The organism is Streptomyces sp. NPDC002690, from assembly GCF_053592415.1.
Genome location: NZ_JBSFVR010000236.1, coordinates 1 through 11,815 on the forward strand (window position 1 = coordinate 1; position 11,815 = coordinate 11,815).

Genomic DNA, 11,815 nt, shown 5'->3' on the forward strand with positions numbered 1-11,815 from the left:
CCGCGATGTCGTCGATGACCTGGGCCACGATGTGACGGTTGGAACGCGTCACGACGAGGCGGGGACGCTCCGGCGAACCGGAGACGTGCTTGCGGCCACGGTGGTCGCCGGCGCACCGGGCGCCGTCGTGGACGGCGACCCGGGAGCCGAGAGCGACGCCCCGGAGTCCCCGGCCGGTGCCACCACGGCGCCCTCGGCACCGCCCACGGCCGCTCCCACCCCGTCGGCCACCACGTCCCCGTCGTCCGGTACGCAGGCCCGCACCGCCACCACCGCGAAGGCCACCTTCACCGCGCTGGCCGGCTACGAGTGCCCCAAGACCGCCACCGCCACGGTCTGGGCCAGCGACCCCGACTACGGCACCGACGTCGACGGCTGGCTCACCAGCGGCAAGGGCGGCTACAAGGGCGAGGGGTGCAGCGGCCATTACGCCGCCCTGCCGATGTCCGGCTCCTCCTCCACCCGGGACACCGACACCTACTGGCTCTGGAAGTTCAACTACGGCGCCAGCTTCTCCTCGGGCACCTGCTCCGTCTCCGTCTACGTGCCGAACAACCCCAGCAAGACCTATGTGGGCGGCACCCCCTCCCGGTACGCCCTCTACAACTCGATCCACAGCGGCGGCACTTCGGCCGGTTCGTTCACGATCGACCAGACCGCGCACCGCGGGAGCTGGGTCTCGGCGGGCTCCTGGAAGGTCAGTGGCGGGCCCCTCACCATCCGGCTGGTGAACACCGGCACGGGCGCCGACTTCGCGCACCACGCCGCCGCCCCCATGCGGCTCTCCTGCGTCGCCGCGTGATCGGCCGGGACAGCGGCACCACCCTGCGGGTCGGCGCCCACGGATGGGGCGCGCACCGGACCATCGCGGCGGCGCTGCGGGCCGCGGCGCCGGGCGCCGTCGTCTCCGTGCAGCCCGGGGTGTATCCCGAGACGCTCGTCCTCTCCGGTGACGTCTCCATCGTCGCCGAGCAGGGCCCCGGCACCGTCCGGCTGGCGGGCGGCAGGGGAATCCCGCTGACCGTGACCGGCGGACGGGTACGGGTCGGCGGCCTCGTCCTGCACGGTCCCGGCGACCGTACCGCCGGCGTCCGGGTGACCGGCGGGGAAGCCGAGTTCACGGACTGCGAGGTGAGCGGCGGCGCGCTGGAGGTCTCCGGGGACGCCGCACCCGTGCTGCGCGGCTGCCGGGTGCACGGCACGGGGACGGCGGCCGGGGTACGGCTGTCCGGCCGCAGCACCACCACGCTGGCCGGACTGGGTGTCGAGGGGGCGGGGCTCCTGGTGGAAGGGGAAGCGACCGTGACCGGACACGGCCTGACGGTCGCCGACGCCCCCGGCGACGCGGTACGGCTGCGGGAGGGCGCCGGCGGCGAACTCACCGGCGCCGAACTGCGCGGAGCCGCGGGCAGCGGGGTCCACGCCGAGCAGCGCGGGCGCCCGCTGCTGCTGCGCGACTGCCGGATCGAGGGACCCGCGACCGTGGGCGTCCTCGCCGACGAAGGCGTCGTCCTGCGGATGACCGGCTGCCGGATCACCGGGAGCGGGGGCAGCGCCGTCGCCGTGGGCGGGGCGGCCGACGCGGAGCTCGACGACTGCACCGTGAAGGACGCCGGCGGCAACGGCGTCTTCGCCGTGGACCGCGCGTCCCTGCGGATGACCGGCTGCACCCTCACCGGAGCCGCCTACACCGCCGTCCACTTGGGCGAGGGCGTACGCGCCGTACTGCGCGGCTGCACCGTCGAGGACGGCTCCCAGCACGGAGTACGCGTGGGCGAAGGCGCCCTGGCCACGCTGGAGGACTGCCGGATCGGCCCGGTGGGACTGGCCGGCATCTCCGTCGCGGGCGGCGACCTCGCCGCCCGCCGGGTGCGGGTCACCGGAGCGGAGACCGGGATCGCCCTGACCACCCCGCACCGGCCGCTGGTCGACGAGTGCGAAGTGACGGGCTGCGCGACCGGTCTGCTCCTCGGACCGGACACCGGCGCGCAGGTGTCGGCGCTGCGCGTCCGGGACAGCGGCGAGACGGGCGTCATGATCGGCGAGCGCGCCGCCCCTTGGCTGATCGGCTGCCACGTCATGGACACCGCCGGCACCGCCCTCGTCGTCACGGCCGGGGCCCGCCCCCGGATCACCGGCACCCGGGTGGCCCGCGCCAAGGGCAACGGCCTCTACGCGACGGACGGCGCGGCGGGCGAACTCACCGACTGCACGGTCGGATCGACGGCCTGCCCCGCCGTGTTCGCGGGAGCGGGCGCCACCACCGTGCTGCGCCGGGTACTCATCCACGACACCGACGAGGACGTACGCCTCGCCGACGGCCACCGCGCCGTGTTCCGGGAGTGCCGGACCGAGTCGGTGGGAACCAGCGCACTGCCGCCCGGCGCTCTCGCGGCCGACCGGGCCGATTCCCCGGGCGCCCTGGACCCGGCACCCCTACCGGCCGCGATCGGCGCGGGCCCGGGTGCCGAGGCGGCGGCCGGGGGCGGCACGCTCGTAGCGGCGGGGGCGGAGTCGCTGGAGACCCTGCTCGCCGAACTGCGTTCCCTGGTGGGCCTGGAGCGCGTCAAGCAGGATGTCGAGACCATGGTGAAGCTGATGCGGCTGGTGCGCCGCCGCATCGAGGCCGGACTGCCACCGCCACCGCTCAGCCGGCACCTGGTGTTCGCCGGCAACAGCGGCACCGGCAAGACCACGGTGGCCCGCCTCTACGGCCGGCTGCTCGCCGCGCTGGGCCTGCTCACCCGGGGGCACCTTGTGGAGGCCGACCGGGGGACCCTCGTCGGGGAGTACGTGGGCCACACCGCGCCCCGTACCACCGCCGCCTTCCAACGGGCCCTGGGCGGCGTGCTGTTCATCGACGAGGCGTACGCCCTGGTTCCGCACGGGCACGGCAGCGACTTCGGCCAGGAGGCCATCGCCACCCTGGTCAAGCTGATGGAGGACCACCGGGACGACGTGGTGGTCATCGTGGCCGGATACCCGGAGGAGATGCGGCACTTCGTCTCCGCCAACCCCGGGCTGGCCTCCCGGTTCACCCGTACGCTCGTCTTCGACGACTACGACGCGGCGCAGCTCGCCGGGATCGTCGAGGTGCACGCCGCCGAGCATCGGTACGAACTGGGCGAGGGGACGGCCGAGGCGCTGCGGGACCACTTCGACGGCCAGGACCGCGACGAGACCTTCGGCAACGGACGCGGCGCGCGGCAGCTCTTCCAGCGGATGACCGAACGGCACGCGGCACGCCTGTCGGACCTGGCGGAGCCCACCACGGCCGATCTGGTGACCCTGCTGCCCGAGGACGTACCGGACGCGGACCCGGGGCGGGAGCCGGAACACGGGACCTGGCCGGGGCGGAGGGTGGACTGACCCGGGCGCCTGCGCGCCGGGCGCCCGGTGCGCCGAGGGCCTGGGTGCCGGGCGCCCGCGCGTCCGGGCGCTCGCGGGGCGGGCGTCTACGCGTCGACGACCGGGCCGATCGGCGCGTCCGGGAAGATCGAGGCGTAGTCGGCGTGGGCGTAGGCGGTACCGGCCCGGTCGAGCAGGACGATGAACTGTCCGGCCAGCTCCAGCGCGTCCGCGCACTCCCGCATGACCTGCGTCATCGCCGGGTTCATCTGGGCGGCGAACTTGAGGGCCGCCTCCTGGAGCGGCTTGTCCGGCTCCAGGCTGGGGCCGTCGTTGTCCCAGGACCACTGGCCGGTGAAGAAGTTGAACTGGGTGTTGTCCACCTTCCGCTGGGCGTTCTGGCCGAAGACCGTACCGCCCGCGATGGCCGTCTCGACCCGCTGCTTCATCACCATGTACTGGTCGACCGCCGTACGGGACGAGGTCAGCAGCCCCTGCACGCTCTCCCGGACACTGCCGAGGTCCACCGTCAGCTGCGGGTGGGCACCACCGGTGGTGCCGCCGCCCTGACCGGACGGATTCTCCGGCCCCTGGTTCGCGGTGATCGGCGGGGCATCGCCCCAGATCATGGCGAGCGAGGGCATCTGGGTGGCGGCCACCGGCGCGCTCTCGCCACCGGAGTCCTCACCCGTCGGGCGGACCCGCGCCGGACCGTGCGCGGAATTCTTCGGCTGGACGGTGGCCACGGCCGCTCCCGGTGCTCCTCGGATGTGTGCGCGTCCACCCTCCGCGCGCGCGGGCGCCGTCGTCCAGGTCCCTGTTCGGGGACGGACCGGGACACGAAAAAAGGGAAGTTCCCCACCGCCCGGCGACCGGCCTACGGTACCGACGTGGCCAGAGCCCTCACCCCCGGCGAGTTCAAGGCCGACCTGGCGCAGCTCCTCGACGCCGTCGGCACCGTCAAACGATGCACCACCACCCTCGAAGACCTCGTCACCGGGGTCGACACGGCGTTCACCGCCGCCGAGGGCGTCTGGCACAGCCGGGCCGGCACGTCCTTCGTCGAACTGCACACCGAGTTCGACGGGGCCACGGCGCAACTGATCGAGCTGCTGCACGAGATGGCCCGGCGCATGCGCAGCGCGTACGACCAGTACCTCGACGCGGAGACCAAGAACACCGGCAACTTCCCGTCGTGACGTCCCGGGGCCGTCCGCGTGCCCACGAGCAGGAGGCACCGTGATCCCCCAGCCCGAAATCGACGCGCCCTACGCCTCGGCGGCGGGCGTCCTCGACGGGACCATCACCGTGGACGGCTCGCACCTGGTGGCGCTGGCCAACACCGTGGGCGGACCGGATGGTTCGGGCGGTCTCGTCCAGCAGATCACCGACACCCTGCGCACCCTCTTCGACACCCTGGACGGCCTCCAGCTCGGCTGGCAGGGCGACACCCAGGCGGAGGCGCAGGAGTTCGCCGACCGGCTGAGCGCCTGCCTGGCCACCCTGCTCGGTACGAGCGACGAGGACGCGAAGTACAGCGTGCTGAACCGCGTCTCGGTGGCCCTGAGCGGAGCGGGCAACAACTACCTGCTGGCCGAGGACGCGGTCGTCAAGATGTTCACCGAGTTCGGCAACGCGCTGGCGGCCGGCGGCAGTAGTGCCGCCGCCCCCGTCAGCATCACCGACGCCACACAGACGGCGATCAGCGAGACCTTCTGACGCGCCCGCCCATTCTCCGTACCCGCCCCCTCCCCTCCTCGGGGCGGACGCCGCGCCCACGGGTGTGAGGAGCGCCGCTCCGGGACCGCGCACGACAGGTGATCCCTTTGCCCTCGTATCCCGCCGACCCGAATCTCGCCGACCCGATCTACGAACTCGGCAACGCCTGGATCGACTTCAGCGACCTGCTCTGGGAGCAGCTCACCGCCATGGACACGGCGGTGCACTCCGCGCGGTGGAGCGGCGACGGCAAGAACATCACCGACACCACGTGGAACACGGTCCACACCAGCCACCTCCAGAAGGCCGTCGACGACGCGCGCTCCATCGGCAACGCGATCAACTCCTGGGGCGACCAGGTCCAGGAGGTCTTCGACAAGGAGATCCAGCAGGCCCACATGGAAGCGATGATGGGCCTCTTCTCGGCGCTGCTCTCGCTGGTGATGCTCTTCGTCCCCTTCATCCCGCTGCCGGCCTTCCTGCCCGAGATCTTCGCGATGGTGGCCGAACTGCTGACGCCCCTGCTGCGGGCGCTCCCCACCGCCATCGTGTTCGCCGGTGAGGTCGTCGTCGGCGGCGCGATCGCCGCCGGGATGCAGCTCGGCATCGACATGACCGCGCAGGTCCTCGGCTCGCTGACCAGCGGGGCGCCGATGCCCGACTTCTCCAGCAGCGACTGGTGGAAGGGCGAGGCGATCAACCTGGGAATCGCCGCCGGCATCGGCATGGGGATGTCCGTGGCCGATCCGGCCATCGGCTGGGCGGCGGACCGGACGCTGCCCACCAGGATCGAGACGCCGCACGTCCCCGAGACGACCGTGGGCCCCCACACGGCCGAGGGCACCTTCACCCCTCCCGCCTACGGCGGCTCCGGCACGTTCACCTCCACGGCGCCCAAGGGCCTGGCGGGGGACCACGTGCTCGGCGGCCCGGGGGGAGTGGGGGTCGAGATGTCCCCGACGGTGAAGAAGCCCGGCGGCATCCCGGAGAAGCCGGTCGTCTCCCCGGAGCCGATCGGCGGCCCGACGGTGAAGGGGAACGCGCCCGGCGGGAGCACCCACGTCTCCGGGGGACCTCCGCCCGTCTCCTCACGACGTCCCGAGGAGCCACTGACCACCGGGGAGGGCGGCGGCGCCCCGGCCGGTCCCACGCCCCGCCCGACCGAGGGGAACAGCAGCCTCGTCCCGCCCCCGAGCAAGTCGGCCGTAACGACCACGGACCGGGGCGGCCCGCCCTCCAAGGCCACCGAGAACGACGCGACGACCACGCACCCCGTGAAGGGCGGCGAGAACGACGCGACGGCCGGGCACCCCGTGAAGACCACCGAGAACGACGCGCACGGCGAGAACGTGTCCACGGGTGACGGCGGTCCGATCACGGAGAACGCGGGGCAGTACCAGGCCCCTGTCACCGGCCAGGTCAAGTCCCCCGACACCGTGGGAAACACCCACTCCACCCCGCGCGAACAGCCGCAGCCGACCCGTCAGTCCACCCAGCACACCCCGGACACGCAGGAGAACACCTCCCCCTCCAACCTGGCGAAGGACCCGAACTCCGCCCCCGGCGGTGCGGGCGCGCGGGAGCAGCGGTTCAACCGCTCGGTGGAGGAGCTGCGGGACCGCTTCGTCAGTACCGCCCGCACCTCGCGCAAGCTCCAGGAACTCGGCGTGGAGAACCGGCAGAAGCTCTTCGGCGAGATGGTGGCGGACGCCCGCGTCAAGTTCGACGAGATCTACCCCACGGGCAGCCACGGCGACCGGTCCCTCTCGTCCCACCTGGCGGACGGCGCCGCGGACAAGAAGTGGAGCCAGACCGTGCGGGACCTCTCCCACACGGTCAAGGGACGCGCGGACCGCCTCCGGGTGGACCTCGGCGGACGCATCGACAGGCTGGAGTCCGACGCCACCCGGACCTGGCAGGAGAACGGCGCCCCCGAGGAACTCGTCCAGAGGGTCGGCCAGCGGTACCGGGCCGAGCTGCAGAACCTCGGCGAGCACACCTGGGGCCGCATCTCGGACACCCCGCACCTGACCGGCGAGAAGGCGCACGAGCAGTTCATCACCGCCGCGCGGCAGACCCGCGAGCACCTCACCACCTCGCTGGAACGCGAGACCCACGCGTACGAACGGCTCGTCGGCGGCCGCAAGGAGGTGGCGGACACCGTCTCCGCCTGGGGTACCGGGCACGATCACTGGAACGACGCGGGGCTCAAGGAGATCACCGACCACTACCAGCACGCGCTGAACGCCGAATCGGACCGGCTGTGGCAGCAGGTGGCCGCCACGGCCAAGAAGGGCGCGGCCGAGGAAACTCTGCTGCGGCGGTTCGACGAGGCGTGGGGCGGCAGCAAGGCGGACGTCCTGGAGAAGCTCTCCGGCGACCTGCGCGGCACTCAGGCGATCTGGGAAGCAGCCCACCTGATCCGCGCCGACCTCAAGAACATGCTGACCCTGCGGGGCGCGGACGGCACCGGCGGCGGGCTGCACCTCTACGGCTCCGTCGAGAGCACCGTCGCCGCCGACCTGGAACGCGAACTCCTGCTCCTGCGGCCCTCCCCGAAGGACGCGGGGGAACCGCCCGCGGGTGCTGGAACGCCCGCGGGTGCCGGGCCCGGGGGCAAGGCCCTCGGCGAGCGCCTCGACGCGCTCACGAACAGCCTCGACGCCCGGATACGGTTCGAGGACGCCGCGGCGCGGAAGCTGGACGCCGCACACCGCGACTACCTCGCCGCCCACGACCAGGAGTTCAACGCCGGGCTGGAGAACGCCCTCCACCGCGCACTGACCGAGACCCGCGAACACCTGCGCGGCAGCGAGTGGAGCGCGGCCGACACCGACCGCGCGCTCGCCCGCCTGGACCGGCGGATCGAGGCCGTCACCTCCGCCACCCACGACCCGCACGCCCCCGGTTCGGTACACCCGCCCGCCCCGCACCCCCTCGCCCCGGGGCGTAGCGCCTTCCCCGAGGAGAACACCGGCGGCCCCCACACCGTCTCGCCCTCCACCGGCCCCGCCGAACCCGTCACCATCGGCGGAACACCGGCTCCGGCGACGTACGAGGATGCGGTCGAAGCGCTCGTCACGCACCACGGCGAGGTCGTGCGCCCGATGGCGGACGACCTCGCCGCGACGCTCAAGAGCCTCCCCGGGGAGATCGACCGGGTGCTCCTCGCCCGCACCGACGACTCGATCAGGGAGTCCCTGACCTTCGGCGGCCACCGACCGCAGGACCGGGCGATCGCCGAGTACCGGGGCTCCGCCCGCGAGGAGCTCTCCCGCCGGCTGTCCGACGAACTCGTCGCGGCCTTCCGCTCGTCCGCCAGATCCTGGAGGCCCGAAGGACCGGCAGGCTCCCCGGGCCACGAGGGCTGGCAGTCCACCCGCGAGGGCCTCATGGACGGCCTCGCCGACCGCGAACAGGCCCTCTTCGACGCCCATCGCAGGGGCGCGGAGTTCGACGCCCACGTGGACGACCTCCTGGCCGGTGGCGCCGTACTCCCCAAGTCCGCCCTCTACGCCCGCCACGAGTACGTCACCCGCCCCAGCAGCGGTACGCCCGAGGAACTCCTCCGGTACGCGGCCCGCGCCGACGCCTACGCACCCGCCCTGATGGACCACCTGGAGGCGCTCTCGCTCCACCCGGAGGGCTCCGGCGGCCCGGCGCTTTCCGGGCGGACCCCGGAACAGTGGCGGGCCGTCGTCGACGCCCGGCTGATGGGCAGCCGCCGGACGGCCGTGGAGCTGGAGAAGGCCGGGCTCGACCCGGACTCCGCCTCCGCACGGGCCCTCACCCACTCCGCGGACCGGGTCATCGCGGAGCTGGAGGCCGACGCCGCCCTCGCCCGGGCCCGCGCGCTGATGACCGAGCACGCCCGGGAACGCGGTCTGGCACCGGACGCCCCGGCGGTCCGCAACGCCCTGGAACAGTGGGAGTCCGACCTCCGGTCCGCCCTCGACGAGACCCTCACCGGCCGGGGTGAGAGCGACCCGGCGGCCTGGTCCGCCGAGGACCGGGGCCACTTCGACCGAGCGCTCGCCGAACTCGTCGACCCGGCCGCGCTCTACCAACGGCTGCTCCACCACGAGGAGATCCAGCACCACCTCGTCGCGCTGGACCAGCGCGTCGACCTGCTCCGCTCCTTCCCGGCCGCCGGCCGGACGCTCACCAGGAACGTCCTCACCGACGCCCTCGCGACAGCCGCCGAGCGCACCATGGGCCGACCCGGCGCCCTCGGCCACACCGCCCTGGACGGCGCCTTCGACCCCCGCGCCACCGCGTACCGCTCGCAGGCGCGCGGCGTCCTCGACTCCACGGAACGCCTGCTGGCCGAGGACGCCCGGCTGAACGCCGCGTCCTACCGCGCGGGCCAGGAGTGGGACGAACACTTCCGGCTCGACGCCACCACCTCCGCCCGCGAGGGCGGGTACCGCGAGGCGGCCCGGACCTTCCACGAGGACCGGCTCGCCTCCTGGGTCCACTACGAGGGCGACGGCAGCCTCAGGGCCTCCGACTGGCTGGAGATCGACCGGGGCGGCGGGGACCCCTTCCTGCGTGGATACGGCGACCACCAGGACGCCCGGCACGCGGCGGTGCTCGCCGATCCGGCCGTACGGACGACCCGGGTGCTCAACGACGTGGAAGGCCGGCTGCGCGGGGAGCGTACGCCCGCGGAGCTGACGAGCGCGTGGCACGAGGCGCGGCGGGCCGTCGGGGCCGCGGAGCTGCACGGCCTGGACGCGCTCGCCGTACGGGCCCGGAGCCTCGCGGACGAGGCGGCGCGCAGGCTGGGGGGTGAGCCGGTCGAGAAGCCGGTGACGGAGCGGGCGGCGACGGGGGAGCCGGTGGCCGAGAAACCGGTGGTCGAGGATCCGGTCACCGGGTCGCCGGTGGTCAGGGAGCCGGTTTCCGGGGAGCCGGTCACCGAAGGCGCCGGTTCGGCGGGCAACGTGCTTCCGTCCTGGGAGCTGCGGGAGGTGCGGCTGCTGACCAGGCGGCTGGACGACGCGCACGCCAGGGGAGACCTCCGGACGGTCGAGCAGACGCGCGCGGACCTGGGCAAGGCGCTGGAGAAGTACCGCGAGAGCGCCGCCGACGGTCCGGAGAAGGAAAAGGTGAGCACGGCGGCGCAGAGTGCTCTCGACCGGATGGGACCCGTCGGCGACGGCCCGGCCCCCGGCCCCGGCACGACCCCGCGACCGCCGGTGGCGCACGGGAGCACTTCCTCCGCCGCCCGGAACGTGCACGGCTTCCAGGACATCGTCGTCACGCCCCGGGAGCCGGTGAACCCCGCCCCGAAGGGCGGCGGGGGCTCTTCGGGGCAGCGGATCGCCACGATGAACACCCTCGACTCGCGTCCGAACGGCGGCGGTTCGTCCTACGCCGGTGGGAAGGACCCGTCCCGCAGCACCACCGAGGTCTCGTCGCCGCCGAGCGAGGAGAGCGGCGTCCTCCACCTGACCGGCGACCGGTACGCGGGCGTCACCCCGTTCGACCCCGGAGCGCCGGGGCGACTCAGGCCCGGCGGAAGCCAGTACCGCGGGTGGGGAGCGCGGGAGACGGAGGTGCCGGTCACCACCTCCCGGGAGGAACTCTCGCTGGTGGACACCCCGGGAACACCGGTCGCGCCCGAGATCGTCCACTTGGTGGAATCACCGCAACAGTCGTCCCCCGCGCCGGGTGTACCGCCGCAGCCGGCCGTCCAGAACCAGCAGCACCCGGTCGAGGGCCAGGTACTGGATCCGCAGGGGGGCCGACTCGGCCTGCCGCTCGACCAATCGGGGACGCAGGGGCAGCCCGGACAGGAACCGGACACGACGGCGAGCCCGGCCCCGCTGCCGCTCAAGGAGCGGCTGGGTCAGGCCCAGAAAAACCTGCGGGCGGCGCAGGAGGCCTACGAATCGGCTCTCAAGACCCGCGCCACCGCTCTCGTCGCCAGGGACCGGACCTACGGCGCCGAAGTCGCGGCCCGACTGGAGCTCGAACAGGCCCAGAAATGGGTGGACGCGGTCCAGGGCGACATCGACGAGCTCACTTTCGACCTGAACCAGTTGAACCGGCAGGCGGACCCGGGGGTGACACCGGACGGCGAAACCACCCCGCAGCAACTCCCCGCGCCGGAACAGGAACACCCCTTCGAGGGCGGTCAACACCAGCAGGAACAAGGGAATATAGCCCTGGAACAGCTGAACGCGGTGCAGCGTGAGGTGGACGAGGTGTCCGCCGAGTACGAGGCCGCCGGGCAGGCCGTCGACGCCGCCAGTGCCCGGATCGTGCTCCTGGAGCAGCAACTCGACGAACACGACGACCCGTCGACGGCCGGGGAGCTCGACGAGGCCCGCAGCGCCCACAGGGAGGCCCTGGCGCATCTCGTCACTCTCGACGAACGCCTCGACCTGCTCGAACCGCGCTGGAAAGCCGCCGAAGAGGAGTTCCTGAGGCAGGCGGAGCGGCCGGCCGTGGACGCATACCTGGCGAAGGCCCTCGCCCGGTACCTGGAGCGCGTGGAGCAGCAGCGGGAGCCGGCCCTTGCCGCTCTCGCGGCGGCCCGCACCCGCCACAGCACATTGCAGGCGCGGAGCAGCCGGGCGCTGCACGCCTCCGTCGCGGCCCGGGAGGCCCTGGAGCGCGCGGAGGCCGGTCTGAGCCGGGCGGGGTGGGAGCTGCGCGTGATCACTCCCCGGCCGAGGAGAACCGCACCGACGACTCCGCCCCCGGCGTTCAGCGCGGGGAGCCGGCTGGGCGCCGGGGG

At 73.5% G+C, this 11,815-nt stretch carries 6 protein-coding genes and 1 pseudogene; 5 read left to right on the forward strand and 2 right to left on the reverse strand.

Translation table 11 applies throughout. The features are described from left to right. Positions 1–100, reverse strand: a pseudogene (locus ACWD3D_RS25065) (50S ribosomal protein L18); the annotation flags it as partial. 342 nt (positions 101–442) lie between these two features. Between ACWD3D_RS25065 and ACWD3D_RS25070 the strand changes: the two are divergent. Further along, complete coding sequence (locus ACWD3D_RS25070; RefSeq protein ID WP_451463050.1) at positions 443–802, forward strand: hypothetical protein; 360 nt, start codon at positions 443–445, stop codon at positions 800–802. Continuing rightward, a complete protein-coding gene (locus tag ACWD3D_RS25075) occupies positions 799–3,369 on the forward strand; it encodes a right-handed parallel beta-helix repeat-containing protein (RefSeq protein ID WP_451463051.1) in 2,571 nt (856 codons plus the stop codon). The genes ACWD3D_RS25070 and ACWD3D_RS25075 overlap by 4 nt, the downstream gene beginning before the upstream one ends. Positions 3,370–3,455: 86 nt before the next feature. Here ACWD3D_RS25075 and ACWD3D_RS25080 read toward each other — a convergent pair whose 3' ends face one another. Next, positions 3,456–4,094, reverse strand: coding sequence for a hypothetical protein (locus ACWD3D_RS25080; RefSeq protein WP_451463052.1), 639 nt, complete (start codon positions 4,092–4,094; stop codon positions 3,456–3,458). 144 nt (positions 4,095–4,238) lie between these two features. On the opposite strand from ACWD3D_RS25080, the gene ACWD3D_RS25085 reads away from it, so the two are divergent. From ACWD3D_RS25085 to ACWD3D_RS25095, 3 genes are all read left to right on the forward strand, one after another. Next, positions 4,239–4,547, forward strand: a complete 309-nt coding sequence (locus ACWD3D_RS25085; RefSeq protein ID WP_451463053.1) for a WXG100 family type VII secretion target — start codon at positions 4,239–4,241, stop codon at positions 4,545–4,547. Between the two features lie 40 nt (positions 4,548–4,587). Further along, positions 4,588–5,067, forward strand: coding sequence for a WXG100 family type VII secretion target (locus ACWD3D_RS25090; protein WP_451463054.1), 480 nt, complete (start codon positions 4,588–4,590; stop codon positions 5,065–5,067). A gap of 107 nt (positions 5,068–5,174) precedes the next feature. Next, a partial coding sequence (locus ACWD3D_RS25095) for a hypothetical protein (RefSeq protein WP_451463055.1) occupies positions 5,175–11,815 on the forward strand: 6,641 nt, incomplete at its 3' end.

Bases quoted from the DNA above. Each gene is read 5' to 3' on its own strand.
- ACWD3D_RS25070 (WP_451463050.1), top strand. From the start codon at position 443: ATGTCCGGCTCCTCCTCCACCCGGGACACCGACACCTACTGGCTCTGG.